Below are 25,202 nucleotides of genomic sequence, written 5' to 3' on the forward strand. Positions count from 1 at the left end.
GAACGGGTAACCGAACCACATTTTGCGGGGGTTTATGTTTTTCCGATCCGGGGTCAAGGGCCGGCTTGCCGGCCTGCTGGTGGCGTGCGCCATCGGCACGGGCGGCACGTACGGCGCATTCGGCGCTGCCATCGCCAGCACTGCCACATCCGAAACCGGCGTCACCGCCGATACCATCCTGCTGGGCCAATCGGCCGCGCTGACCGGGCCCGCAGCGTCGCTCGGCAAGCAGATGAACGCTGGCGCACGGCTCTATTTCGACCACATCAACCAGCAAGGCGGCATTTTTGGCCGCAAGATCCGGCTCGAGGCGCTGGACGACTACTACGAGCCCGAGCCTGCCGCCAGGAACACACGCAAGCTGATCGAGGAAGACCGCGTCTTTGCGCTGTTCGGCTATGTCGGCACACCGACCAGCCAGGCCGCGCTGCCGCTTGCGATCCAGGCCAGGGTGCCGTTCTTCGGTCCGTACACCGGCGCGCGCTCGGTGCGCGAGCCGCGCAGCCGCTACGTCTTCCATGTCCGCGCCGGCTATGGCGACGAAGCCACGGCGATCCTGCGCCAGATCCAGACCACCGGCCTGAAGCGCGTGGCCGTGGTCTACAACGACGATGACTACGGCAAGGCCGAGCTGGAGGAGCTGGAACGCGCCCTGAAGGGCGGCGCCGACAGCGGCGTGCAGCTGGTCGCGCGCGAAGCCGTGGTCCGCAATACGGTGGAAATCGGTGACGCCATGCAGGGCGTGACCAAGGCCAGGCCGGACACCGTGGTGATGATCAGCGCGTATCGCACCGCCGGCGCCTTCGTCAAGGAAGCGCTGCGCCGCGGCTACAACGGGCAGTTCTACAACGTCTCGTTCGTCGGCACGCAGGCGCTGGCCAACGAGGTCGGCGCGAAAGGCAGTGGCGTGATCATCTCGCAGGTGATGCCGCATCCGGGCAATGCCACGCTGCCGGTGGTGCGCGAATACCTGCGCCTGCTGCAGGCCGCGGGCAAGCCGAACGAGTTCGACTACGCCAGCATCGAGGGCTACATCGCAGCGAAGGCCTTTACCGAAGGACTGCGCCGCGCAGGCAAGGACCTGACGCGCGAGAAGCTGGTGACGGCGCTGGAATCGATGCGCAGCGTCGACCTGGGCGGCTTCATCGTCAACTTCACGCCCGAGAACCATGTGGGGTCGCGGTTCGTGGAGATGACGGTGATCAATTCGAAGGGGCAGGTGATCCGGTGAGTTTCCCAGCCGCGCCTGTTTTCTCCCCTCTCCCGCTGGGAGAGGGGAGCAAGGCAGCGGGATCGCGTAAGCCGTCGTCCTACTTCATGTCATTCAAATGACAAGCCGAAAACCGCATCGGCGCAATCTCCTTCAGCGCCGGCTGCTCCTCCTTGCAGCGTGGCATCGCATACGGGCAGCGCGGATGGAAATGGCATCCCGACGGCGGATTCAGCGGTGAAGGAATCTCGCCCCTGATTGCCACATAAGTCTTCTTGCCGACCTCCAGCTTCGGCGCTTCGGCCAGCAGCGCCTGCGTGTACGGATGGTTCGGCGCCGCGAACACGTCCTCGGTCGGCGCCGACTCGACCACCCGCCCCAGATACATGATCACCACGCGGTCGCTGATGTGCTTGACCACGCCAAGGTCATGGCTGATGAACAGGTAGGTCAGGTTCAGCTCTTCGCGCAGCCGCATGAACAGGTTCAGCACCTGCGCCTGGATCGATACATCGAGCGCCGCCACCGATTCATCGCAGACCAGGAACTCCGGCTTCACCGCCAGCGCCCGCGCAATGCCGATGCGTGCGCGCTGCCCGCCCGAGAACTGGTGCGGGAAGCGGCGCAGCACGGTCGGGTCCATGCCCACGCGCACCAGCATGTCCTCGACATAGCCCTTCTGCCCGCCGCGCTCGACCATGCCGTGCACCACCGGCGCCTCGCCGACGATATCCAGCACGCGCAGCCGCGGATTGAGCGAGGCGTACGGGTCCTGGAAGATCATCTGGATCGCCAGCTGCTTCTCGCGGCGCTTGTCGGGCGGCAGGTGGTCGAGGTTGGTGCCGCGCCACAGCCGGTCGCCTTCCGTCAGCGTATGCAGGCCGACGGCCATGCGGCCCAGCGTGGACTTGCCGCAGCCGGATTCGCCCACCAGGCCCACCACCTCGCCGGTGCGAATGCTCAGGTCGACGCGGTCGACCGCATGCACCACCTCTTCGCGCGCATGGGCGCCGAACAGGTTGGCGATGCGCGCGGCGGTGTCGAGCGACTTGACGAAGCGCTTGGACACGCCGCGCAGTTCCAGCAGCGGCACTGCCGGTGTCCCGGCCGGGGCGGCCGCAGTGTTTGCCATCGGTCGGGATTGCAGTTCGGTCGTGGTCATGCCGCCTCCTGGTTGGCCAGCACCGGATGGAAACAGCGCAGGCGGCGGCCGTCGGGGGCGGTCTCCAGCGGCGGCTCGGTCTTGCACGCGGCGGTCGCGTACGGGCAGCGCTCGCGGAACGCGCAGCCGCCCGGCAGGTTCAGCAGCGATGGCGTCATCCCCGGGATCTGCCGCAGCGGCGCGCCGCGCGGGTTGCGCGACGGCGCCGATCCGATCAGGCCGTGCGTGTACGGATGCTCGGGATGCTCCAGCACCTGGCGCACGTCGCCGGCTTCGACGATCTTGCCGGCATACATCACGCACACGGTGTCGGCCAGCCCGGCTACCACCGACAGGTCGTGCGTGATCCAGATCAGCGCCGTGCCGGATTCGCGGCACAGGGTCTGCATTTCGTACAGGATCTGGCCCTGGATGGTGACGTCGAGCGCCGTGGTCGGTTCGTCGGCGATGATCAGGTCGGGCTTGTTCAGCAGCGCGATCGCGATCGCCACGCGCTGGCGCATGCCGCCCGAGAACTGGTGCGGATAGGCCAGCAAGCGCTCGTCCGGCGACGGGATACCCACCCGCGCCAGCGCATTGCGCGCGCGCTCGCGCGCCACCGCCTTGCCGACGTTCTCGTGCGCCAGCACCGCCTCGATCATCTGCGTGTCGATGCGCAGGACCGGGTTCAGCGTCATCATCGGGTCCTGGAAGATCATCGCGATGCGGTTGCCGCGCACGTCGCGCTGCTGCGCCGGCGTGAGCGCGCGCAGGTCGCGCGTGATGCCGTCGCGGCTGGTCAGCGCGATGCGCCCGTCCACGACCTTCCCGGGCGGGTCGATCAGGCCCATGATCGAGTAGCCGGTCATCGACTTGCCGGAGCCGGACTCGCCCACCAGCCCCATGATCTCGCCGCGGCCGACGGTAAAGGACACGTCGTCGACAGCCTTGGCAATGCCGCCGCGCGTATAAAAATGCGTCTTCAGGTTCTCTACGACCAGAGTAGGTTGTGCCATGTCGGTCTCCCGCGGGTTATTGCGTCTGCAGGCGCGGGTTGAGCACGTCGCGCAGCTGGTCGGCGACCAGGTTCATCGCCACGATGGTGACCACCAGCGCGATGCCCGGGAAGAAGCTGATCCAGTACTTGCCCGACAGCATGTATTGCTGGCCGTTGGAGATCAGCGAGCCCAGCGACGGCTCCGTGATCGGCACGCCCAGCCCGAGGAACGACAGCGTCGCCTCCAGCGTGATCGCCGACGCCACCTGCAGCGCCGCGATCACGATCAGCGGCGGCAGGCAGTTGGGCAGCAGGTGGCGGAACATGATGCGGCGCGGCGGCAGGCCCAGGCAGGTGGCCGCCTCGATATATTCCTTGCGGCGCTCCACCAGCGCGGCGCTGCGCGTGGTGCGCGCGTAGTAGGCCCACTGCACCGCCACCAGCGCGATCACGATATTGCCCAGCCCAGGGCGCAGGAACGCCAGCAGGATCAGCGCCAGCAGGATCGGCGGGAACGACAGCTGCAGGTCGGCCACGCGCATGATGAAGGCCTCGGTGCGCCCGCCCAGGAAGCCGGCCAGCAGGCCCAGCGTGGCACCCAGCAGCAGCGCAATCACGGTGCTGACCACGCCCACGCCGATGCTGATGCGCAGCCCGTACATCACCGCCGACAGGATGTCGCGCCCCTGCTCGTCCGAGCCGAGCAGGAAGGTCATGCCGGTGCCGGCCTTCTCGCCCGGCGCCAGGCGCGCATCGAGCACGTCGAGCGTAGCCAGGTCGTACGGGTTCTGCGGCGCCAGCCACGGCGCCAGGATCGCGATCAGGATGATGGTGACCAGCGTGGCCAGCCCGGCCACGGCAACCTTGCTGGAAAAGAACTCCGTGGCAAAGCGGCGCCACGGCGACTGTTCACGCGCGGCCGAAGGTGTGGCCGGCGGTGCGCCCGGGGGCGTCTTGTCTTGCGGTTCGACGGTTGCTGCAGTCATGGCTCAGCCCTTGTTGTCGGCAATGCGCACGCGCGGATCGAGCATGCTGTAGATGATGTCCACCAACAGGTTGATCAGGATGAACAGCGTCACGATCACCATCAGGTAGGCCACGATCACCGGCCGGTCCAGCAGCTGGATCGAGTCGATGATCAGCTTGCCCATGCCAGGCCAGGCAAAGATCGTTTCGGTGACGATCGCGAATGCGATGATCGAGCCGAACTGCAGCGCGATCACCGTGACGATCGGGATCAGGATGTTCTTCAGCACGTGCACGCCAACGATGCGCGTGTTGGACAGGCCCTTGGCGCGCGCAAACTTGACGTAGTCCTGCAGCATCGCTTCCTGCGTGCCGGCGCGCGTGAGCCGGATCACCATGGCGATATTCAGCAGCGACAGCGTCACCGCCGGCAGCACGAGGTGGCGGATGCCGTCGACGGTCAGGAAGCTGAGCGGGATGCCAAGCACGCGCACGGTCTCGCCGCGTCCGTTGGACGGCAGCCAGCCGAGCTGCACCGCGAACACCATGATCAGCATCAGGCCGACCCAGAACGTGGGCAGCGAGAAGCCCAGGATCGACACCGTCATGATCGACTTGCCCGCCACGCCGTTGGGCCGCAACCCGGCCCACAGCCCCAGCGGGATGCCAAGCACGATCGCCAGCAGGATCGCGGACACGGCCAGTTCCATGGTGGCCGGCATGCGCTCGAAGATCAGCTTGAGCGCCGGCGTGCCGTGCGCGAACGAGGTGCCGAGGTTGCCTTGCAGCGCATTCTGCAGGAACACCCAGTATTGCTCCCACAGCGGCTTGTCCAGGCCCAGCGCCGCGATGGTGCGCTTGATGTCCTCCTGGTCGGCCTGCGGGTTGATCAGGATGTCGACGGGATTGCCGATGGCAAAGACGCCGAGGAAAACCAGCAGCGACATGACAAAGAGCACCACTACGCTCTGCATCAGGCGCCGGATGATGAAAACCAGCATATTCAGACCACTATCCTTTCGCGCGCGAATGCGCACGCCGCCCGGGAGCGCCATGCGCTTCCAGGCGGCGCGGCAGCCATGCGCGGCACCGCGAACTCAGCAGCAGGCAGCCCTGCTTACCGGGGCTTGACTTACTGGGGCTTGAAGTTATGCGCGTAGGTGCGCTCGTCGGTACGCGGCACGTAGACGATGCCCTTCTGCGTGGCCCAGGTGGTCACCTGCTGGTGGATCGGGATGATACCGCCATCGTTGATTGCGATCGCGGTGGCTTCCTGCAGCATCTTGGAGCGTTCGGCGTCATTCACGGTAGACAGCGCCTGTTCCAGCACCACATCCATCTTGGGGTTGCAGTATTCACCCCAGTTGGTGGTGCCAAAGCCCTTCTTGCTGTCCTCGCACGCCAGCAGCGCGCGCAGCGGCGAGCTGACCTCGCCGGTCTGCGCGCCCCACCCGAGCAGGCCGAACGACCACTCGTGCTTGATGCCCTTGGACGAGTACGTCGCCATCGGCATGCCTTCCACCTTGGTGGCGATGCCGATGCGGGTCAGGTTCTGCGCGATCGTCTGCGCGATCTTCTCGTCGTTGACGTAGCGGTTGTTGGGCGTGTGCAGCGTCACGCCGAAGCCGTTCGGGTAGCCTGCCTGGGCCAGCAGCTTCTTGGCGCCTTCGGGGTCGTACTTGACCGTCTTCAGGTTGGGGTTGTAGCCGAACAGCGTGGGTGGCACCAGGTTGTTGGTCGGCTCCGACAGGCCTTCCATCAGCCGGTCCTTGATGCCCTGCCGGTTGATCGCCATGCTGATGGCATTGCGCACGCGTGCATCCTTCAGCGGGTTCTTGTCCAGCGGCGCGCCTTCCTTGGTGGTGACGTAGGGCGACTTGTCGCGCTTGGCATCGAAATACAGGTAGATCACGCGGTGCGAGATCTTGGAGAAGAACGACAGCTTGGGATCCTGCCGCACCTTGGGCAGGTCGGGCGTCGGCACGTTCTCGATCGCCTGCACGTCGCCCGACAGCAGCGCCGCCAGTCGCGTGGCCGGATTCGGGATGAAGCGCAGCGTGGCCTTGTCCCACGCCGGCTTGGCGCCCCAGTAGTTGTCGTTGCGCACCAGTTCGACCCGGTCGTCGCGGGCGTAGCTGACGAACTTGAACGGCCCGGTGCCGATCATGCCCTTGCCCTGGGCGAAGTCGTCCGAGCTCAGGCCCTGCGTGGCCTTTTTCTGCACGATGAAGATCGACGTCAGGTCGTTCAGCATCAGCGGGTACGGCTTGTTGGTGGTCAGCTGGATGGTGTACTTGTCGATCACCTTCTTGTTGACGATCGCCTTGGTATAGACATCGAACTTGCCCGGGCTGTTCTGGATGGTGGCCGGGCGGTCCAGCGACCAGACGATGTCTTCGGTGGTCAGTTCGGAACCGTCATGGAACTTCACGCCCTGGCGGATCTTGAATTCCCAGGTCAGGTTGTTGACCAGCTTCCATGACTCGGCCAGGCCGGGGATGATGCGGCTGTCCGGGTCCATCTTCACCAGCGAGTCGAAGATGTGCTCCGACACGTTGATATTGGAGAACAGGTTGTAGAAGTGCGGATCCATCGAGGTCGGCGGCGAACTCATGGCCAGTTTGAGGTCCGCGGCCTGGGCGCTGCCGGACCAGGCCAGGCCAAGGGCCCCGGCCACGGCGACAACACCGATTGCCTTCTTGAAAGTGCGAAGGGACATCGCGCAATTCTCCCTGTAGGAAGTGAAGCAGACGTTTTAGGATCGGCAATGCGCGCGCGCCGCGGGTCACGCGGTCGGTCGCGCGCCGGCGCTGCTTTTTGGTGCGCTTGTTGTTCAGGTTACGCAGCGCAAAGCGGCAAATTGCCGGCCGGGCACTTCAAGCATGAACTGTTCCAGCAGTCGACATGTGCCGGCAATGCGGGGAAACCCACAGCGTTTGGCATATTGCACCGCGCCATTCGCGCGATGGGGCACGAACCGGCGCATTTTGGCGCTTTTTCGGTAGGCATCGTATGATCGGGGTTATCCGACGCCTACCCGGCTCGCCACGCCCAGACTCCGGCATCATGAAGCTCATCCCCGAAATCCTGCAGGCGCAAGCCGAAATCCGCGCGATCCGCCGCGATATCCACGCCCATCCGGAACTCTGCTTCGAAGAACAGCGCACCGCCGACGTGGTCGCGCGCAACCTCGAGTCGTGGGGCATCGAAGTACATCGCGGCCTCGGCACCACCGGCCTGGTCGGCGTGATCCGCAACGGCAGCAGCGCGCGCACCATCGGCCTGCGCGCCGACATGGACGCCCTGCCGCTGCAGGAGGCCAACACCTTCGGCCACCGTTCGCAGCATGCGGGCAAGATGCATGCGTGTGGCCACGATGGCCACACCGCGATGCTGCTTGGCGCGGCGCGCTACCTGGCGCAGCACAAGCCCTTCGATGGCACCGTGCACCTGATCTTCCAGCCGGCCGAGGAAGGCGGCGGCGGCGCGCGCGAGATGATCGAGGACGGGCTGTTCTCGCGCTTCCCCTGCGATGCGGTGTTCGGCGTGCACAACTGGCCAGGCATGCCGGTCGGCGCCTTCGGCACGCGCGTGGGCCCGCTGATGGCATCGAGCAATGAGTTCCGCATCGTCGTGCGCGGCAAGGGCGCGCATGCGGCCATGCCGAACAATGGCAACGACCCGGTCTTCACCGCCGCGCAGATCGTCTCGGCACTGCAAGGGATCATCACCCGCAACAAGCGCCCCATCGATACCGCGGTGATCTCGGTCACGCAGTTCCATGCCGGCGACGCAACCAATATCGTGCCGAACGAAGCCTGGATCGGCGGCACGGTGCGCACGTTCACGGTGCCGGTGCTCGACCTGATCGAGCGGCGCATGGAGGAAGTCTCGCGCGCCGTCGCGAGCGCGTTCGACTGCACCGTCGACTACGAATTCCACCGCAACTATCCGCCCACCATCAACACCGAAGCCGAGACCGGCTTCGCCGCCGCGGTGGCCGCCGAACTGGTGGGCGAAGCCAATGTCGACAGCGACGTCGAGCCGACCATGGGCGCCGAGGATTTCTCCTTCATGCTGCAGGAAAAGCCGGGCTGCTACCTGTTTCTCGGCAACGGCGACGGCGCACACCGCGACAGCGGGCATGGCATGGGGCCGTGCATGCTGCATAACCCCAGCTACGATTTCAATGACGAACTGCTGCCGGTCGGCTCGACCTTCTTTGTGCGGCTGGTGGAGAAGTGGCTGGCGCCTGCGTAAGAACAAAACCTCAGGGCGCAGCCTGCAGGCAGAATCGATAACAGCGCGTTCGCGCAAGACAGGGGGAGCATCTGCATGGGCCGCTCGGCGCTGGATCGGGAGACGGCGCGCAGCTTTGCGCGCGTGGCGCTGGACAATATCCTGCGCCGCTATCCGTACAAGGTGGATCACATGATGGCGAGTGCCGGCGACGTGGCCGAGCCCGCGACCTGGCATCCGGCCTTCTGCGGCAGTTACGACTGGCATTCGAGCGTGCACATGCACTGGCTGCTGGTTCGGCTGCTGGTGCTGTACCCGGACCTCGATGAAGCGGCCGAACTCCGCGATACGCTTGACGCGCAGTTGCGGCCGCAGCATATCGCGGTCGAACTGGACTATTTCCATCGACCCGGTTCCCGGACGTTCGAACGTCCGTATGGCTGGGGCTGGGTACTGAAGCTGCAGGCGGAATTGCTGGCGCTGGCGCAGCAGGATGCGCGCGCCGCGGCATGGGCCGAAGCCTGCGCGCCGCTCGCCTCGCACCTGTCGCGGGAATTAGCCGAGTTTCTGGACGCGGCGGATTTCCCGGTGCGCACCGGCACACACTTCAACAGCGCCTTTGCCTGCGTAATGGCGCTTGCCTACGCGCGTGCGGCCCAGGACACGGCCTTGCGGCGCGCCATCGTGCGGCGCGCGCATCGCTGGTTCGGGCACGACCGCAGCTATCCGGCGCGCTATGAGCCGGGCGGCGATGAATTCCTGTCGGGCGGCATGACCGAAGCCGTATTGATGCATGCCGTCATGGACGGCAGCGCGTTCGGGCAATGGTGGGAAATGTTCGTGCCGGGCGCGGCGGAACTGGCCAACTGGCTGACGCCGGTGGAGGTCGCCAACCGCAGCGATCCCAAGACTTCCCACCTCGACGGGCTGAACCTGTCGCGCGCATGGTGCTGGCGCCTGCTGGAACCGGCATTGCCGGAATCGCTGCGCCCGCTGGCCGTGCGCGCCTGGTCCGACCATATCGAGGCATCGCTGCCCTATGCCGTTGCCGGCGAGTATGTCTCGACACACTGGCTGGCCTCGTTCGCGGTGCTGGCGATGGCCGAGCCGGTCGGCGGCTGAAGCCGCCGCTTTGCTATCAGTCCAGCGCGATATCCCCGTACCAGGATTCCGCCTTGCTCCGGGTGTTGTCGGTATCGGTCATGATACCCACCGCAATCACTCGCCCCGGATCGGTGCCGAACGCCTTGCGGTAATCCGCGCGCAGGTCGCGTTCGTGGCATCGCCACTCATTGGCATGCTTCGTGCCGCTATCGACCACGATCATGCGCACACGGTCGGTATGCGGATTCGCCACCACCGAGCCTTCGGCACGCTTGCCGCCCCAGATGTACATCAGCGTGGCATAGGGCATTTCGCGGCCGGTGGTGAGCCGTGCCATCTCGTACATCAACTGGTCTTTCAGCGGCAGGCTGCCCTTGTCGCCATCGAAGGCGACAAACAGGCGCAGCGGAGAATCCTCGCGCGGACCGTGGCTGTTGTCGGCATTGCGGATGATGCCGCTGGTCTTCCAGCTCCAGCGCACCATGCCGGCATCGCGGTCGTGCAGTGGTACATAGAGGCCAGATGCAGAGCTCTCGGCCTGTGCATGGACAACCACGCGCTGGTCGACTTCGACCATCGCATAGCGGGTGGGAATCTTGTTGCGGTGGATGGTCCACGGCTGCCAGCCGATCGGCAGTTGTCCTGCGCGTTGCGCCACCGAGAACAGTGGAAGCGTGGCCAGCGTCGGTGGTGCGGCGTCTGTTTCTTCTCCATCTTCGCCTGCATCGGCTTCCACAGCGTGGGCGTTGGCCGCTGCAAGGGAATTGGCCGGCGTGGCCGAAGCCAGCGCGTGCTGCTCGGTAGGGCGCTGTGTCTGCGCGTAAGCCGCCATGCGCTTGGCAAAATCCTGGCAATCGACCGCCGAAATGCTGCCGGCTCGTGCCGAATCAGTTTCGGCAGTGGGTAAGCCTTCGGAACCGGGGGGATTGGATGCGCATCCTGCCAGCATCAGCATCAGCGCGCTGGCGGCGCCAGTAAGAACCAGCCGAAACGCCTTGGCCGTCATGTAACCCCTCGAATCCCGGAACCGGCCCTGCTTCCTTGGCAAGGGCCTGTCTATTGCTCACTGCTTGCTGCTTGCTGCAAACGGCTTCGTGCGGCTTGTGGGCACTTGGGAATCGAACATAGCAGAAGCTGTATGGAGCAGGAATGCTGGGGTACCCGGAATGCAGCGGGAAAACAACGGGGGATTTTGGGGCGGCTGCCGTTGGTGGCGACCAAAGAGCCAAAGCAAAAACCCCTCGCAGCACACGCTGACGAGGGGTTTTGCACAATAAGAGCCTGGCGATGACCTACTTTCACACGGGAATCCGCACTATCATCGGCGCGGAGTTGTTTCACGGACCTGTTCGGGATGGGAAGGGGTGGTTCCAACTCGCTATGGTCACCAGGCATGAGGGGTTGCGGCGTTGCGCTTGCGTCAACGTCGCGAATAGGGATGTAGTCTTGGTTGTGTGTATCGTGGCACAAGGCGATCGACTCACCAGGTGAAACACACTGGTTATAGGATCAAGCCTTACGGGCAATTAGTACTGGTTAGCTTAACGCATTACTGCGCTTCCACACCCAGCCTATCAACGTCCTGGTCTCGAACGACCCTTCAAGGAGGTCAAGCCTCCAGGGAATCCTCATCTTCAGGCGAGTTTCCCGCTTAGATGCTTTCAGCGGTTATCTCTTCCGTACATAGCTACCCTGCGATGCCTCTGGCGAGACAACAGGTACACCAGCGGTACGTCCACTCCGGTCCTCTCGTACTAGGAGCAGCCCCCGTCAAGATTCCAACGCCCACGGCAGATAGGGACCAAACTGTCTCACGACGTTTTAAACCCAGCTCACGTACCTCTTTAAATGGCGAACAGCCATACCCTTGGGACCGGCTACAGCCCCAGGATGAGATGAGCCGACATCGAGGTGCCAAACACCGCCGTCGATATGAACTCTTGGGCGGTATCAGCCTGTTATCCCCAGAGTACCTTTTATCCGTTGAGCGATGGCCCTTCCATTCAGAACCACCGGATCACTATGTCCTGCTTTCGCACCTGCTCGACTTGTCGGTCTCGCAGTTAAGCACGCTTTTGCCATTGCACTTTAGGTACGATGTCCGACCGTACCAAGCGTACCTTCGAACTCCTCCGTTACACTTTGGGAGGAGACCGCCCCAGTCAAACTGCCTACCATGCACTGTCCCCGACCCGGATTCACGGGCCAAGGTTAGAACCTCAAACAAACCAGGGTGGTATTTCAAGGACGGCTCCACGTGAACTAGCGTCCACGCTTCTAAGCCTCCCACCTATCCTACACAGATCGGTTCAAAGTCCAATGCAAAGCTACAGTAAAGGTTCATGGGGTCTTTCCGTCTAGCCGCGGGGAGATTGCATCATCACAAACACTTCAACTTCGCTGAGTCTCGGGAGGAGACAGTGTGGCCATCGTTACGCCATTCGTGCAGGTCGGAACTTACCCGACAAGGAATTTCGCTACCTTAGGACCGTTATAGTTACGGCCGCCGTTTACCGGGACTTCAATCAAGAGCTTGCACCCCATCATTTAATCTTCCGGCACCGGGCAGGCGTCACACCCTATACGTCCACTTTCGTGTTTGCAGAGTGCTGTGTTTTTATTAAACAGTCGCAGCCACCATTTTATTGCAACCCCTTCACCCTTCTGGCGCAGGCCAGTCAAGCTACCAGGGCGTACCTTATCCCGAAGTTACGGTACCAATTTGCCGAGTTCCTTCTCCCGAGTTCTCTCAAGCGCCTTAGAATACTCATCTCGCCCACCTGTGTCGGTTTGCGGTACGGTCTCGTATGACTGAAGCTTAGAGGCTTTTCTTGGAACCACTTCCAATTGCTTCGCAGCTCTAGGCCGCTCGCCCCACATCCTTGAATCCCGCGCCCGGATTTGCCTGAGCGCCTTCTCCAATGCAGGGACCGGGACTTCCAACACCCGGACAACCTTCCGCGATCCGTCCCCCCATCGCATCATACGACGGTGCAGGAATATTAACCTGCTTCCCATCAGCTACGCATCTCTGCCTCGCCTTAGGGGCCGACTCACCCTACGCCGATGAACGTTGCGTAGGAAACCTTGGGCTTACGGCGAGGGGGCCTTTCACCCCCTTTATCGCTACTCATGTCAGCATTCGCACTTCTGATACCTCCAGCATCCTTTACAAGACACCTTCACAGGCTTACAGAACGCTCTCCTACCACGCGTGCGCTCCTTTAAATCCACTAGCATGCACACCACAACGATCATTGTTGGTGTGCTTTGTCGATGCTGCGCATCGACAAGCTTGGTGCACTTAAAGGAACGCACGCGTCCGCAGCTTCGGTATATAGCTTAGCCCCGTTACATCTTCCGCGCAGGACGACTCGATCAGTGAGCTATTACGCTTTCTTTAAAGGGTGGCTGCTTCTAAGCCAACCTCCTGACTGTTTTAGCCTTCCCACTTCGTTTCCCACTTAGCTATATTTGGGGACCTTAGCTGGCGGTCTGGGTTGTTTCCCTCTTGACACCGGACGTTAGCACCCGATGTCTGTCTCCCGTGATTGCACTCTTCGGTATTCGGAGTTTGCTATGGCGGGGTAATCAGCAATAGACCCCCCAACCATGACAGTGCTCTACCCCCGAAGGTGAGACACGAGGCACTACCTAAATAGTTTTCGGAGAGAACCAGCTATTTCCAGATTTGTTTAGCCTTTCACCCCTATCCACAGCTCATCCCCTAACTTTTCAACGTTAGTGGGTTCGGTCCTCCAGTACGTGTTACCGCACCTTCAACCTGGCCATGGATAGATCATCTGGTTTCGGGTCTACACCCAGCGACTCAACGCCCTGTTCGGACTCGCTTTCGCTACGCCTGCCCTAATCGGTTAAGCTTGCCACTGAATGTAAGTCGCTGACCCATTATACAAAAGGTACGCCGTCACCCCCGAAGAGGCTCCGACTGTTTGTATGCATGCGGTTTCAGGATCTATTTCACTCCCCTCCCGGGGTTCTTTTCGCCTTTCCCTCACGGTACTGGTTCACTATCGGTCGATCACGAGTATTTAGCCTTGGAGGATGGTCCCCCCATCTTCAGACAGGATTTCACGTGTCCCGCCCTACTTGTCGTACACCTAGTTCCACAACGCTGTTTTCGCATACAGGGCTATCACCTGCTACGGCCGGGCTTTCCATCCCGTTCTGCTAACAACACTGCTAAAGAGTACAAGGCTGTTCCCATTTCGTTCGCCACTACTTTGGGAATCTCGGTTGATTTCTGTTCCTGCAGCTACTTAGATGTTTCAGTTCGCCGCGTTCGCTTCCCACACCTATGGATTCAGTGTGGGATGACCCATTCGGGCCGGGTTTCCCCATTCGGACATCTCCGGATCAAAGCTCGTTTGCCAGCTCCCCGAAGCTTTTCGCAGGCTACCGCGTCCTTCATCGCCTGTGATCGCCAAGGCATCCACCACATGCACTTGTTCGCTTGACCCTATAACGAGTGTGTCTCGATTGCTCGAAACGTCGCTACAGGTTGAGTTCTCGCATTTGTGCCGTATTCCAAGTCATCTTTCGATCACTTAAATACATTTTGGTTGATACAATCACAACCCGGTATCGCGTTGGTTACTGCAGCGTCTCATCAACGCTCGCGCGACACCTTTACTACATCCCATATTGTTAAAGAACAGCCGATCCGCAGGTGAAACCCGCGATCGCTTGGCAATGCCAAATGCAAACGCTCATTCCTTAAGCGCTTGCATTTGGCCAACCAATCCAAGGTACCAGGTGATGGTGGAGGATGACGGGATCGAACCGACGACCCCCTGCTTGCAAAGCAGGTGCTCTCCCAGCTGAGCTAATCCCCCTCGGATAACTTGGTGGGTCTGGTAGGACTTGAACCTACGACCCCCGCCTTATCAAGACGGTGCTCTAACCACCTGAGCTACAGACCCTTGGCTGTAACAGCAAACAAACCGATAAGTGTGAACGCTAGGCTTGAGACACAAGCCTCTGGAAAGGAGGTGATCCAGCCGCACCTTCCGATACGGCTACCTTGTTACGACTTCACCCCAGTCATGAACCCTGCCGTGGTAATCGCCCTCCTTGCGGTTAGGCTAACTACTTCTGGCAAAACCCACTCCCATGGTGTGACGGGCGGTGTGTACAAGACCCGGGAACGTATTCACCGCGGCATGCTGATCCGCGATTACTAGCGATTCCAGCTTCACGTAGTCGAGTTGCAGACTACGATCCGGACTACGATGCGTTTTCTGGGATTAGCTCCCCCTCGCGGGTTGGCAACCCTCTGTACGCACCATTGTATGACGTGTGAAGCCCTACCCATAAGGGCCATGAGGACTTGACGTCATCCCCACCTTCCTCCGGTTTGTCACCGGCAGTCTCTCTAGAGTGCTCTTGCGTAGCAACTAGAGACAAGGGTTGCGCTCGTTGCGGGACTTAACCCAACATCTCACGACACGAGCTGACGACAGCCATGCAGCACCTGTGTCCACTTTCCCTTTCGGGCACCTGATGCATCTCTGCTTCGTTAGTGGCATGTCAAGGGTAGGTAAGGTTTTTCGCGTTGCATCGAATTAATCCACATCATCCACCGCTTGTGCGGGTCCCCGTCAATTCCTTTGAGTTTTAATCTTGCGACCGTACTCCCCAGGCGGTCAACTTCACGCGTTAGCTACGTTACTGAAGAAATGAATCCCCAACAACTAGTTGACATCGTTTAGGGCGTGGACTACCAGGGTATCTAATCCTGTTTGCTCCCCACGCTTTCGTGCATGAGCGTCAGTCACGTCCCAGGGGGCTGCCTTCGCCATCGGTATTCCTCCACATCTCTACGCATTTCACTGCTACACGTGGAATTCTACCCCCCTCTGACATACTCTAGCCTGACAGTCACAAGCGCCATTCCCAAGTTGAGCTCGGGGATTTCACGCCTGTCTTATCAAACCGCCTGCGCACGCTTTACGCCCAGTAATTCCGATTAACGCTCGCACCCTACGTATTACCGCGGCTGCTGGCACGTAGTTAGCCGGTGCTTATTCTTCCGGTACCGTCATCCACGCCAGGTATTAACCAGCGCGTTTTCTTTCCGGACAAAAGTGCTTTACAACCCGAAGGCCTTCTTCACACACGCGGCATTGCTGGATCAGGGTTGCCCCCATTGTCCAAAATTCCCCACTGCTGCCTCCCGTAGGAGTCTGGGCCGTGTCTCAGTCCCAGTGTGGCTGATCGTCCTCTCAGACCAGCTACTGATCGTCGCCTTGGTAGGCTCTTACCCCACCAACTAGCTAATCAGACATCGGCCGCTCCTGTCGCGCGAGGCCGTTGCCGGTCCCCCGCTTTCACCCTCAGGTCGTATGCGGTATTAGCTAATCTTTCGACTAGTTATCCCCCACGACAGGGCACGTTCCGATGTATTACTCACCCGTTCGCCACTCGCCACCAGGCCGAAGCCCGTGCTGCCGTTCGACTTGCATGTGTAAGGCATGCCGCCAGCGTTCAATCTGAGCCAGGATCAAACTCTTCAGTTCAATCTCTGTGTGGACCCGAAGGTCCTCGCTCTTTCGAGCGGTCGCTCACTCTCAGAAAACTGACTGACCAGATCCGAAGACCCAGTCACGTTTTGCTGTGCGAGCACTGTATAACTTGTGAAGCCACACTGTCCGAAGACAGCGGCGTCCGCTACCCAGCGCCCACACTTATCGGTTGTTTGTTTGTTAAAGAACTTCGCTCACCGGCTTTGCCGTTCAGCGCGCTGCGTTGTCTGCAGCAGAGAAACGAGATTATGCAGAGCTTTCTTCGTTTCGTCAACCGTTTCAGCAATCTTTTTTTGCTGCAGCCAGCGCTGCTAACTTCGCTGCGCCAACCTCCCGGTCAACCCCGCAACCCTTGCTGCGTCTGCTTTGCAGCGCTGCGTTGTGTGTTGCGAGGGGGCGAATATTAGGCCGGTTCCGCCGACCTTGCAACACCTTTGTCACGGCGCTCAGCTAAGGGTTGGCGTGATTATGTCGTAACCCATTGAGTGATAAAGGAAAACCCAAAATTGGCCAGCGCGGTGGCCCTTGAATACCCCCGCACGGCCGTCGGGTATTCCCCTATCGAGTTCTCAGCGATGCTGGAAATTGGGGGCGCGCTTCTCTACGAAAGCGGCCATGCCTTCCTTCTGGTCTTCACTGGCAAAGGTGGAATGGAACAGCCTGCGCTCGAAATGCACGCCTTCATTGAGCGTGGTCTCGTACGCAGCGTTGACCGACTCCTTGATCATCATGACCACCGGCAGCGAGAACCCGGCGATGGTTTCGGCGGCAGCCAGCACTTCGTCCAGCAGCTTCTCGGCCGGCACCACGCGCGACACCAGGCCCGAGCGCTCGGCTTCGGCGGCGTCCATCATGCGCGAGGTCAGGCACAGGTCCATCGCCTTGGCCTTGGACACCGCGCGCGGCAGGCGCTGGGTGCCGCCGGCGCCGGGCATGGTGCCGAGCTTGACTTCCGGCTGGCCGAACTTTGCCGAGTCCGCCGCAATGATGATGTCGCACATCATCGCCAGCTCGCAGCCGCCGCCCAGCGCATAGCCGGCCACGCCGGCAATCACCGGCTTGCGGATCTTGCGGATGGTTTCCCAGTTGCGGGTGATGTAGTCGCCCTTGTAGACATCCATGAAGGAGTACTTGGCCATCATGCCGATATCGGCGCCGGCGGCGAAGGCGCGTTCGCTGCCGGTAATGACGATGGCGCCGATGCCCTCATCCTGGTCGAATGCCGTCAGCGCGGCACCCAGTTCATCCATCAGCGCGTCGTTGAGCGCGTTCAGCGCCTTGGGGCGGTTCAGCGTAACCAGACCAACGCGGCCGCGCGTCTCGACCAGGATGTTTTCGTACGGCATGTCTTCTCCTATGTATTGGCAAACAGATGGCACGTCGCCACCGGCTGCGGGCTATTCTGCCATCTGTCGTGGCGTGGCGGCGCTAGCCGCGGCTCAGAGCATGTGCGCCAGGAATTCCCGGGTGCGCGCATGGGCCGGCGCGCCGAACACCGCGGCGGGCGCGCCTTCCTCGAGGATCCTGCCCTCGTCCATGAACACGACGTGGTTGGCCACTTCGCGCGCAAACCCCATCTCGTGCGTGACGACGAGCATGGTCATATGCTCTTCCGCCAGCTGCCGCATGGTGCGCAGCACTTCCCCGGTCAGCTCCGGATCGAGCGCCGAGGTCGGTTCGTCGAACAGCATGATGTCGGGCTCCATCGCCAGCGCGCGCGCAATCGCCACGCGCTGCTTCTGGCCGCCGGAGAGGCGCGCCGGATAGTTGTCCCGCTTGGCCAGCAGGCCGACCTTGCGCAACAGTTCCTCGGCCTTGGGCACCGCCGCGTCACGCGCCAGCCCCTTGACGGTCACGGGCGCCTCGATGATGTTCTGCAGCACCGTCATGTGCGGGAACAGGTTGAACGACTGGAACACCATGCCCATCTTGCGGCAGATGCGGCGGATCTCCGCTTCCGGCACATATCGGGAGGCGCCGTCGGGGCCAGCGGCCGCGAGCGACTCGCCTTCGATGTCGATGGTACCGCGGTCGATCACCTCGAGATGGTTCAGGCAGCGCAGCAAGGTGCTCTTGCCCGATCCGGAGGGTCCGATCACCGCGGTGACATCGCCCTTGCGCAGCGTCAGCGAGACGCCGCGCAGGACCTGCAGCGGCCCGAACGACTTGAAGATGTCCCGCGCCGCGATCATGATGCCGGGCGCGTGATCAGGGGTGGCGCCGTTCGGGCTAGTCATCATGTTTGGCATAGCGTTTTTCGAGATTCTGGAAGAACCAGGTCAGAATCAGCGTCATCACCAGGTAGAAGAGCGCGGCGACCAGGAAAGGCGTGGTCGTGAAATCGCGCTGCACGATGCCGCGCGCGGTGCGCAGGATGTCGTTGAGGGCCAGCACGTAGATCAGCGACGTGTCCTTGATCAGCGTAATGGTTTCGTTGCTGACCGGCGGCAGCACGCGGCTGACCATCTGCGGCAGCACGACCCGCCGCATGGTCTGGAAGTAGGTCATGCCCAGCGCCTTGCTGGCTTCATACTGGCCGCGGTCGACGGACTTGATCCCCGCGCGGAAGATTTCCGCGAAGTAGGCGGCGTAGTTGAGCGCAAATGCCACCACGGCGGCGGGAAAATCGGGCAGCCGCACGCCGATGACCGGCACGAACGGCAGCGCGAAGTAGATAAACAGCATCTGCAGCATCAGCGGCGTGCCACGCATCAGCCAGATATAACCATTGACCGCACGGCTCAGCAGCGGCCATGACGAGATGCGCGCCAGCGCCAGCGCAAGCCCCAGCGGCACCGACAGGGCAAGCGTGATGACGAACAGGGTGAGCGTGACTTTCGCACCCTGCGCCAATGGCCCCAGTAGAGATAAGACGTAATCCATGTTCGCGCGAACGGAAAAGGGAAGGATTTCAGGCAGCGGACCGAGGTGCGGCCAGCGCCGGAGTCCGGAAGGGGCGCGGCGCCCTGCCTGAACCGCGCAGGGCGCCGCGTCGCGCCTGGATTACTTGGTGATATCGGTACCGAACCACTGGGTGGCGATGCGGGCGGCCGTACCGTCCTGCTTCATCGAGGCCAGGGTCTTGTCCAGCTTGCCGAGCAGTTCGGCGTCATCCTTGCGCACGCCGACGCCGTAATCCTCGGTACCGAAGTTTTCTTCCAGCACGCGGTATTCGCCGGGACGCTTGCTGATCAGGTAACGGCCCACCACTTCATCGACCACGATGGCGTCGAGGCGCCCGGCGGACAGGTCCATCAGCGCCGTCACGTTATCGCCGAAGGTCTTGAGCTCCTTCAGGCTGGCGGCGATCTGGCTTTCCTTCTTGATGGCATCCACCGCGCTGCTGCCGTCCTGCGCGCCGACGATGCGGCCGGCCAGGTCCGCCTTGGCCTTCACCGGCGAATTGGTGCCGACGATGACGATCTGGTGGTTGGTCATATAAGGCGCGGTAAAGCTGATGTTCTTCTTGCGCTCTTCCGTAATGGTCAGCCCGTTCCACAGCACGTCCACGCGCTTGCCGTTCAGTTCCGCTTCCTTGGCGCTCCAGTCGATCGGCTTGAACTCGACGGTCATGCCGAGACGGCGGCTGGCCTCTTTCGCCATATCGATATCGAAGCCGACGATCTCGTTATTGGTATCGCGGAAGCCCATGGGCGGGAAATTGTCATCCAGGCCGACGATGATCCTGGTGGCGGCGGCGCTGTCCGTGCTGCCGGCGGCCGGGGCCGGTTCGTTCTTGCCGCACGCGGCGAACAGCGCCACGGACGAAACCAAAAGGAATGCTGCGAACTTCTTCATAGGGAGATCCAGTGCGGAAAGGGCAAAAAGGGCAAAAAGGGGGAATCAGTGAAACAGTCTTGCGCGCCGGCGCGCACTCAGGCACCAGCAATGCTGCAATTGTTGTTGGCAGCGCGATTATAGAGCGACACCGGTTGCTGGCATTGCGTCCGTCGCCGCATTTGCCGAACGGGATCGCGGGTTAGTACTGATAAAGCACCTCGGCCGGACGCCCTTACGCTGAGCGGCATGGCTGCTCACGCATCCGGCATTTAGTGCTACCATTCACCGACCGACTGGTCGGTTTATTTTGATGGCGCCAGCCTCGCGCCCACCACGAAGAACCAGCAGGAGACAAACATGCCCCCGATGTCCACGCCCGCTGGCCAGCCGGTCAGTATCGATGCCGGCCCCATCCTGCTCCAATGGCAGGGGCCTGTTGCGGTGATCACGCTGAACCGCCCTGACAAGCTCAACAGCTTTACCCGCGAGATGCACAAGGCGCTGCAGCAGGCACTCGACCACGTCGAGGCCGGCGGCGCGCGGGCGCTGCTGCTGACCGGCGCCGGCCGCGGCTTTTGCGCCGGTCAGGACCTGGCCGACCTGGATTTCACACCCGGCCAGATGACCGACCTGGGTGAGCTGATCGACACCTGGTTCAACCCACTGATCCGCCGGCTGCAGGCGCTGCCGCTGCCGGTCGTGGCAGCGGTCAACGGCACCGCCGCCGGCGCCGGCGCCAACCTGGCGCTGGCCTGCGACATGGTGCTGGCGGCGCGCTCGGCCAACTTTATCCAGGCCTTCGTCAAGATCGGGCTGGTGCCGGATTCCGGCGGCACCTGGCTGCTGCCCAAGCGCATCGGCATGGCGCGCGCGCTGGGGCTGGCGATGACCGGCGAGCGCCTGTCCGCCGAAGAGGCCGAGAAGTGGGGCCTGATCTGGGAAGCCATGGACGACCCGCTGCTGCCCGAGCAGGCGCTGGCGCTGGCCACGCACCTGGCCGCGCAGCCGACCCGGGCGCTGGCCGCGATCAAGCGCGCCATGTATGCCAGCGGCACGGCCAGCCTCGATGCCCAGCTCGACCTGGAACGCGACCTGCAGCGTGACCTCGGCCAGTCCGCGGACTATGCGGAGGGCGTCAACGCCTTCCTGGAAAAGCGCGCCGCCCGCTTCACCGGCAAGTAAGCGTCCCAGGGCGCCTGCACGGCGCCACCCTGCCCCCAAGGAGAGAATGTTGCACAAGGACCCACAGGCCCTCGCCGAAGCGGCCGCCGCCGCCATGTATGAAGCCGATACCTGCAGCCGCTGGCTCGGGATCACCGTCGAAGCGGTCCGCCCCGGGTACGCCCGGCTGACCATGCCGGTACGCAACGAATTCCTGAACGGGCACGGCATCTGCCACGGCGGCCTGATGTTCACGCTGGCCGATTCGACCTTCGCATTCGCCTGCAACAGCCATAACATCAATACCGTGGCAGCCGGCTGCAGCATCGAATTCCTCAAGCCCGTGCACGGCGGCGACGTGCTGACCGCCGAAGGGATCGAGCAGACCCTGTCGGGCCGCCACGGCATCTACGACATCCGCGTGACCAATGCCGCCGGCGAAGTGGTGGCGATGTTCCGCGGCAAGTCGGCACATATCAAGGGCCATGTCGTGTCGCCGGATACCGTCGCCTGAACGCCCCAGTCCACCAAGATAACGCCCCCCGTGCAGGAGACGACATGAGCACGCGCCTGACCGATCTGCCCCTGGACCCGATCGAGACCGCCAGCCGCGCCGAGTTGCAGGCCCTGCAGCTGGAGCGGCTGAAATGGTCGCTCCACCATGCCTACGCCAATTCGCCGGTGTACCGCCGCAAATTCGACGAGGCCGGCGTCCATCCCGACCAGCTGCAATCGCTCGCCGACCTGGCGCGCTTTCCGTTCACCGGCAAGCAGGACCTGCGCGACAACTATCCGTTCGGCATGTTCGCCGTGCCGCAGGACCGGGTGGCGCGCGTGCATGCTTCGTCCGGCACCACCGGCAAGCCGACGGTGGTCGGCTACACGCTGCAGGACATTGATCACTGGGCCACGGTGATGGCGCGCTCGATCCGCGCTTCGGGCGCAAGGCGCGGCGACAAGGTGCATATCAGCTACGGCTACGGCCTGTTCACCGGCGGGCTGGGCGCGCACTACGGCGTCGAGAAGGCGGGCCTGACCGCGATCCCGTTCGGCGGCGGCCAGACCGAGCGCCAGGTCCAGCTGATCCTGGACTTCAAGCCCGAGATCATCATGGTCACGCCCAGCTACATGCTGGCGATCGCCGATGAATTCGAGCGCCAGGGCATCGACCCGGCCAGCAGCCCGCTGCGCGTGGGCATTTTCGGCGCCGAGCCGTGGACGCCGGAAATGCGGCTGGCGATCGAGAAGCGCATGGGCATTTCCGCGGTCGATATCTACGGGCTGTCCGAGGTGATGGGCCCGGGCGTGGCCAACGAATGCGCCGAGACCAAGGATGGCCCGACCATCTGGGAAGACCACTTCTATCCGGAAATCATCGACCCGAATACCGGCGAGGTGCTGCCGGATGGCGAATTCGGCGAGCTGGTCTTTACCTCGCTGACCAAGGAAGCGATGCCGGTAGTGCGCTACCGGACCCGCGACCTGACCCGCTTGCTGCCGGGCACGGCGCGACCCGCCTTCCGCCGCATGGAAAAGGTCACCGGCCGGACCGACGACATGATGATCGTGCGCGGCGTCAACGTGTTCCCGTCGCAGATCGAGGAGCTGATCCTGAAGCAGGCCGAACTGGCCCCGCATTACCAGTGCGTGCTGGGCAAGGACGGTCATATGGACACGCTGACGGTCCGTGTGGAATGCGCCCATGGCAGCGAGCCGGCGCGCGCGCAGGCCGCGCGCGAGCGGCTGGTGCACGAGATCAAGTCTTATATTGGCGTGACCGCCGCGATCGAGGTGCTGCCGGAGGGCGGTATCGAGCGCTCGGTGGGGAAGGCGAAGCGGATCGTGGACCAGCGGGGGCGGTGATTGCCACGGAATTAAAAAGGGACGCCGAGGCGTCCCTTTTGTTTGCCTGGGCGGCCAGTGACCTCAGCTGCGCGGCATCAGCACCCACATCCTGCCGCCCTGCTTCATCCGCCCCGCGGTCTCGCCCGCCGCATCGCCCGCACCCCAGAAGAAGTCCGCGCGCACGCCACCCTTGATGGCGCTGCCCGTGTCCTGCGCGAACATCAGCCGCTGGATCGGCTCGGTCGACAGCGGGCGCGTGGTCGACAGGAACACCGGCACGCCCAGCGGGATGGTGGCGGGATCGACCGCGATCGAGCGCTCGGCCGTCAGCGGCACGCCCAGCGCGCCCACCGGGCCGTCATTGTTCGGCGGCAGCTCGCGGAAGAACACAAAGCGCGGGTTGACGTTCAGCATCTCGTCGACGCGCGCCGGGTTGGCCCGGGCCCACGCCTTGATGCCCTGCATGGTGGCCTGCGCCGGGGTGATCTCGCCGCGGTCCAGCAGCCATTTGCCGAACGAGCGGAATGGCTGGTCGTTGGTGCCGCCAAAGCCGACCCGCATCAGGCTCCCGTCAGGCAGCCGGACCCGGCCCGAGCCCTGGATCTGCAGGAAAGCGGCCTCGACTGCGTCATCCACCCACACCAGCTCGCTGCCGCGCATGGCCGGGTTCTGCAGCAGCTCGGCGCGGCCCGGCAGCGGGCGGTTGCCGAATTGCGCCGGCTTGCGGTACAGCGGCACCTGGAAGCGCCCCTGGCGCGTGCGCGAGCCGTGCAGGATGGGCTCGTAGTAGCCGGTGATCAGGCCGCTGTCGGTGCCGTCGCCGTTGACCACGCGGAACGGCTGGAAGTTGGTCTCGAAGTAGGTGCGCATGGCGCCGAGGTCGCCGGCGTCGACCATCATGCCGGCGGCGCAGGCTCGGCTCCATTCGGCGCGCTTCTTCAGCGCCTGGCAGCTGGCCTGCAGCGCGGGCCACGCGGCACGCACGTCATCCTGGCCCCAGCCGCCGATCTCGTTCCAGCTGGCGGCCTGCAGGCGGCCCTTCTGGATCGGCGAAGTGGGCGGCGTGGTGGCGGACGGACCGGTTTCGATGCGAGGCGGCGGGCCGCTCATGCAGCCGGCCAGCAGCACGCCGGCGCCGGCCAGCGCGAGCCAGGCCCGGGCGCGGACGCCAAGGCGCGCAAGGCGCGAAGTGAAGCGAGGGAGAGAAATCGAAAAGGAGTCCGCGTATGCCATCTTGCTTGTTGTTCAGTGTCCCGCGACCGGTGCCGGCCCGGCAGGGATCGCACCGGGCCATTGCTGCAGTTGCCCTACAATCCCACCGTCATCTGTCATTGCCACCGCCGCATCCGCCATGAGCAAGTTCTTCGAAGCCCATCCCATGCTGCTGTTTGCCCTCGAGGCCGGCGTGGCGCTGTTCCTGCTGATCTTTATCGTGGTGTGGACCATGGGCACGGCCAAAAAGAACCCGCGCCCGACGCGCGCGCCCGACGACCACCCGTCGCGCCAGCCACAGGAATCCACGCAGGGCCGGCAAACGCCGCCGCAGGAACAGGACAGCGCGAAGCGCCAGTAGGTTCCCGCTTCCAGGCTTCCCGGCTTCCGGCTGGGCGTGCGCTCAGTGCAGCATGCGCGGCAGCACCAGCGCGAATTCGGGGATCGGCACCTCGAAACGATGGCCGTCCTCGGCCACGCAGAAGTACTCGCCCTTCATCGAGCCGACCGGCGTCGAGATGGTGGCCCAGCTGGTGTACTCGAAATGCTCGCCCGGCTTCAGCAGGGGCTGGTGGCCCACCACGCCCAGGCCGGCGACTTCCTGCGTGCCGTTGTCGCTGTCGGTAATGACCCAGTGGCGCGAGATCAACTGCGCCGCCACCTCGCCGGTGTTGTGGATGGTGATGGTGTAGGCGAAGGCATGGCGCCCGCGCTCGGGGTCGGACTGGTCCGGCAGGTACTGGGTGCGCACCGACACGGAGAAGGCGTACTCGCTCATCTTGGGCAGGGCCGGCGGCAGGATCGGCCGGCAGGGAAAAGGGTAGCCGCATTGTGCGGGATGGGCGCGGGACGGGCAAGAGCGCCGGCCGGACGCCGACCGGAGTCGATCGCGCGGGGCGGGCGTAGAATATCGGTCTTTCAACGCCGTGCCGCCCGCCGTGCGCCCCGGCCGCCCTTGCTGCGGCGGCGCCTTCGGCCCGCCGCTGCGGCGATAACAGCATT

At 63.2% G+C, this 25,202-nt stretch carries 19 protein-coding genes, 2 tRNA genes and 3 rRNA genes; 7 read left to right on the plus strand and 17 right to left on the minus strand.

Annotated features, from left to right (window positions below; genetic code table 11):
* The first annotated feature begins 34 nt into the window (after nucleotides 1-34).
* Nucleotides 35-1,231, plus strand: a complete 1,197-nt coding sequence (locus JTE92_RS27955; RefSeq protein WP_063241527.1) for an ABC transporter substrate-binding protein — start codon at nucleotides 35-37, stop codon at nucleotides 1,229-1,231.
* A gap of 79 nt (nucleotides 1,232-1,310) precedes the next feature.
* Here JTE92_RS27955 and JTE92_RS27960 read toward each other — a convergent pair whose 3' ends face one another.
* The 5 genes from JTE92_RS27960 to JTE92_RS27980 form a co-directional block, all read right to left on the minus strand.
* Nucleotides 1,311-2,372 carry an ABC transporter ATP-binding protein gene (locus JTE92_RS27960; RefSeq protein ID WP_063241526.1) on the minus strand — a complete coding sequence of 354 codons (1,062 nt, stop codon included), beginning with the start codon at nucleotides 2,370-2,372 and terminating at the stop codon, nucleotides 1,311-1,313.
* Nucleotides 2,369-3,367, minus strand: coding sequence for an ABC transporter ATP-binding protein (locus JTE92_RS27965; RefSeq protein WP_063241525.1), 999 nt, complete (start codon nucleotides 3,365-3,367; stop codon nucleotides 2,369-2,371). The genes JTE92_RS27960 and JTE92_RS27965 overlap by 4 nt, the downstream gene beginning before the upstream one ends.
* Before the next feature lie 16 nt (nucleotides 3,368-3,383).
* Nucleotides 3,384-4,334: an ABC transporter permease gene (locus JTE92_RS27970; protein WP_063241524.1), complete on the minus strand. Its 951-nt coding sequence runs from the start codon at nucleotides 4,332-4,334 to the stop codon at nucleotides 3,384-3,386.
* A gap of 3 nt (nucleotides 4,335-4,337) precedes the next feature.
* Nucleotides 4,338-5,315: an ABC transporter permease gene (locus tag JTE92_RS27975; protein ID WP_063241523.1), complete on the minus strand. Its 978-nt coding sequence runs from the start codon at nucleotides 5,313-5,315 to the stop codon at nucleotides 4,338-4,340.
* A 131-nt stretch (nucleotides 5,316-5,446) separates the two neighbouring features.
* Nucleotides 5,447-7,033, minus strand: a complete 1,587-nt coding sequence (locus JTE92_RS27980) for an ABC transporter substrate-binding protein (RefSeq protein ID WP_063241522.1) — start codon at nucleotides 7,031-7,033, stop codon at nucleotides 5,447-5,449.
* 347 nt (nucleotides 7,034-7,380) lie between these two features.
* Here JTE92_RS27980 and JTE92_RS27985 point away from each other — a divergent pair, with 347 nt between their 5' ends.
* Nucleotides 7,381-8,574 (plus strand): M20 aminoacylase family protein, encoded by a 1,194-nt coding sequence (locus JTE92_RS27985; RefSeq protein WP_063241521.1) that lies wholly within the window; start codon nucleotides 7,381-7,383, stop codon nucleotides 8,572-8,574.
* 75 nt (nucleotides 8,575-8,649) lie between these two features.
* Nucleotides 8,650-9,675: a DUF2891 domain-containing protein gene (locus JTE92_RS27990; RefSeq protein WP_063241520.1), complete on the plus strand. Its 1,026-nt coding sequence runs from the start codon at nucleotides 8,650-8,652 to the stop codon at nucleotides 9,673-9,675.
* 16 nt (nucleotides 9,676-9,691) lie between these two features.
* On the opposite strand, the gene JTE92_RS27995 is transcribed toward JTE92_RS27990, so the two are convergent.
* The 10 genes from JTE92_RS27995 to JTE92_RS28040 form a co-directional block, all read right to left on the minus strand.
* A complete protein-coding gene (locus JTE92_RS27995; protein ID WP_063241519.1) occupies nucleotides 9,692-10,663 on the minus strand; it encodes a DUF3047 domain-containing protein in 972 nt (323 codons plus the stop codon).
* A 273-nt stretch (nucleotides 10,664-10,936) separates the two neighbouring features.
* Nucleotides 10,937-11,049: ribosomal RNA gene (rrf, locus tag JTE92_RS28000) — 5S ribosomal RNA — on the minus strand.
* Nucleotides 11,050-11,162: 113 nt separating this feature from the next.
* A 23S ribosomal RNA gene (locus JTE92_RS28005) occupies nucleotides 11,163-14,137 on the minus strand.
* Between the two features lie 300 nt (nucleotides 14,138-14,437).
* Nucleotides 14,438-14,513: transfer RNA gene (locus tag JTE92_RS28010), tRNA-Ala, on the minus strand.
* 10 nt (nucleotides 14,514-14,523) lie between these two features.
* A tRNA-Ile gene (locus JTE92_RS28015) sits at nucleotides 14,524-14,600 on the minus strand.
* Nucleotides 14,601-14,662: 62 nt separating this feature from the next.
* Nucleotides 14,663-16,196 (minus strand): 16S ribosomal RNA (locus tag JTE92_RS28020).
* Together the 16S, 23S and 5S rRNA genes with 2 tRNA genes alongside form the textbook arrangement of a ribosomal RNA operon.
* A gap of 575 nt (nucleotides 16,197-16,771) precedes the next feature.
* Nucleotides 16,772-17,548, minus strand: coding sequence for an enoyl-CoA hydratase (locus JTE92_RS28025; RefSeq protein WP_063241660.1), 777 nt, complete (start codon nucleotides 17,546-17,548; stop codon nucleotides 16,772-16,774).
* Nucleotides 17,549-17,641: 93 nt separating this feature from the next.
* Nucleotides 17,642-18,394, minus strand: coding sequence for an amino acid ABC transporter ATP-binding protein (locus tag JTE92_RS28030; RefSeq protein WP_063241659.1), 753 nt, complete (start codon nucleotides 18,392-18,394; stop codon nucleotides 17,642-17,644).
* A gap of 37 nt (nucleotides 18,395-18,431) precedes the next feature.
* Nucleotides 18,432-19,085, minus strand: a complete 654-nt coding sequence (locus JTE92_RS28035; RefSeq protein WP_063241658.1) for an amino acid ABC transporter permease — start codon at nucleotides 19,083-19,085, stop codon at nucleotides 18,432-18,434.
* A gap of 120 nt (nucleotides 19,086-19,205) precedes the next feature.
* Complete coding sequence (locus JTE92_RS28040) at nucleotides 19,206-20,000, minus strand: amino acid ABC transporter substrate-binding protein (protein WP_063241657.1); 795 nt, start codon at nucleotides 19,998-20,000, stop codon at nucleotides 19,206-19,208.
* A 339-nt stretch (nucleotides 20,001-20,339) separates the two neighbouring features.
* On the opposite strand from JTE92_RS28040, the gene paaG reads away from it, so the two are divergent.
* The 3 genes from paaG to paaK are packed head-to-tail and all read left to right on the plus strand — an operon-like array spanning nucleotide 20,340 to nucleotide 23,006.
* Entirely contained in the window at nucleotides 20,340-21,164 is an 825-nt protein-coding gene (gene paaG, locus JTE92_RS28045; RefSeq protein WP_063241656.1) for a 2-(1,2-epoxy-1,2-dihydrophenyl)acetyl-CoA isomerase PaaG, read from the plus strand.
* A 49-nt stretch (nucleotides 21,165-21,213) separates the two neighbouring features.
* The gene (paaI, locus tag JTE92_RS28050) at nucleotides 21,214-21,657 is read left to right on the plus strand and encodes a hydroxyphenylacetyl-CoA thioesterase PaaI (RefSeq protein ID WP_063241668.1); all 444 of its coding nucleotides are present in this window, start codon (nucleotides 21,214-21,216) and stop codon (nucleotides 21,655-21,657) included.
* Between the two features lie 44 nt (nucleotides 21,658-21,701).
* The gene (gene paaK, locus JTE92_RS28055) at nucleotides 21,702-23,006 is read left to right on the plus strand and encodes a phenylacetate--CoA ligase PaaK (protein WP_063241655.1); all 1,305 of its coding nucleotides are present in this window, start codon (nucleotides 21,702-21,704) and stop codon (nucleotides 23,004-23,006) included.
* A gap of 63 nt (nucleotides 23,007-23,069) precedes the next feature.
* Here the strand turns inward: paaK and mltA are convergent, their stop codons facing one another.
* On the minus strand, nucleotides 23,070-24,221 hold the full coding sequence (gene mltA / locus JTE92_RS28060) for a murein transglycosylase A (protein ID WP_063241654.1): 1,152 nt from the start codon (nucleotides 24,219-24,221) through the stop codon (nucleotides 23,070-23,072).
* A 118-nt stretch (nucleotides 24,222-24,339) separates the two neighbouring features.
* Between mltA and JTE92_RS28065 the strand changes: the two genes are divergently transcribed.
* Nucleotides 24,340-24,561, plus strand: coding sequence for a hypothetical protein (locus JTE92_RS28065; protein ID WP_063241653.1), 222 nt, complete (start codon nucleotides 24,340-24,342; stop codon nucleotides 24,559-24,561).
* A gap of 42 nt (nucleotides 24,562-24,603) precedes the next feature.
* Here the strand turns inward: JTE92_RS28065 and apaG are convergent, their stop codons facing one another.
* Nucleotides 24,604-24,978: a Co2+/Mg2+ efflux facilitator ApaG/CorD gene (gene apaG / locus JTE92_RS28070; protein WP_063241652.1), complete on the minus strand. Its 375-nt coding sequence runs from the start codon at nucleotides 24,976-24,978 to the stop codon at nucleotides 24,604-24,606.
* Nucleotides 24,979-25,202 lie beyond the last annotated feature (224 nt).

Source organism: Cupriavidus oxalaticus (assembly GCF_016894385.1).
Classification (GTDB): Bacteria; Pseudomonadota; Gammaproteobacteria; order Burkholderiales; family Burkholderiaceae; genus Cupriavidus; species Cupriavidus oxalaticus.

Bases quoted from the DNA above. Each gene is read 5' to 3' on its own strand.
- JTE92_RS27955 (WP_063241527.1), top strand. From the start codon at position 35: ATGTTTTTCCGATCCGGGGTCAAGGGCCGGCTTGCCGGCCTGCTGGTG.
- JTE92_RS27960 (WP_063241526.1), bottom strand. From the start codon at position 2,372: ATGACCACGACCGAACTGCAATCCCGACCGATGGCAAACACTGCGGCC.
- JTE92_RS27965 (WP_063241525.1), bottom strand. From the start codon at position 3,367: ATGGCACAACCTACTCTGGTCGTAGAGAACCTGAAGACGCATTTTTAT.
- JTE92_RS27970 (WP_063241524.1), bottom strand. From the start codon at position 4,334: ATGACTGCAGCAACCGTCGAACCGCAAGACAAGACGCCCCCGGGCGCA.
- JTE92_RS27975 (WP_063241523.1), bottom strand. From the start codon at position 5,315: ATGCTGGTTTTCATCATCCGGCGCCTGATGCAGAGCGTAGTGGTGCTC.
- JTE92_RS27980 (WP_063241522.1), bottom strand. From the start codon at position 7,033: ATGTCCCTTCGCACTTTCAAGAAGGCAATCGGTGTTGTCGCCGTGGCC.
- JTE92_RS27985 (WP_063241521.1), top strand. From the start codon at position 7,381: ATGAAGCTCATCCCCGAAATCCTGCAGGCGCAAGCCGAAATCCGCGCG.
- JTE92_RS27990 (WP_063241520.1), top strand. From the start codon at position 8,650: ATGGGCCGCTCGGCGCTGGATCGGGAGACGGCGCGCAGCTTTGCGCGC.
- JTE92_RS27995 (WP_063241519.1), bottom strand. From the start codon at position 10,663: ATGACGGCCAAGGCGTTTCGGCTGGTTCTTACTGGCGCCGCCAGCGCG.
- JTE92_RS28025 (WP_063241660.1), bottom strand. From the start codon at position 17,548: ATGCCGTACGAAAACATCCTGGTCGAGACGCGCGGCCGCGTTGGTCTG.
- JTE92_RS28030 (WP_063241659.1), bottom strand. From the start codon at position 18,394: ATGATCGCGGCGCGGGACATCTTCAAGTCGTTCGGGCCGCTGCAGGTC.
- JTE92_RS28035 (WP_063241658.1), bottom strand. From the start codon at position 19,085: ATGGATTACGTCTTATCTCTACTGGGGCCATTGGCGCAGGGTGCGAAA.
- JTE92_RS28040 (WP_063241657.1), bottom strand. From the start codon at position 20,000: ATGAAGAAGTTCGCAGCATTCCTTTTGGTTTCGTCCGTGGCGCTGTTC.
- paaG (WP_063241656.1), top strand. From the start codon at position 20,340: ATGCCCCCGATGTCCACGCCCGCTGGCCAGCCGGTCAGTATCGATGCC.
- paaK (WP_063241655.1), top strand. From the start codon at position 21,702: ATGAGCACGCGCCTGACCGATCTGCCCCTGGACCCGATCGAGACCGCC.
- mltA (WP_063241654.1), bottom strand. From the start codon at position 24,221: ATGGCATACGCGGACTCCTTTTCGATTTCTCTCCCTCGCTTCACTTCG.
- JTE92_RS28065 (WP_063241653.1), top strand. From the start codon at position 24,340: ATGAGCAAGTTCTTCGAAGCCCATCCCATGCTGCTGTTTGCCCTCGAG.
- apaG (WP_063241652.1), bottom strand. From the start codon at position 24,978: ATGAGCGAGTACGCCTTCTCCGTGTCGGTGCGCACCCAGTACCTGCCG.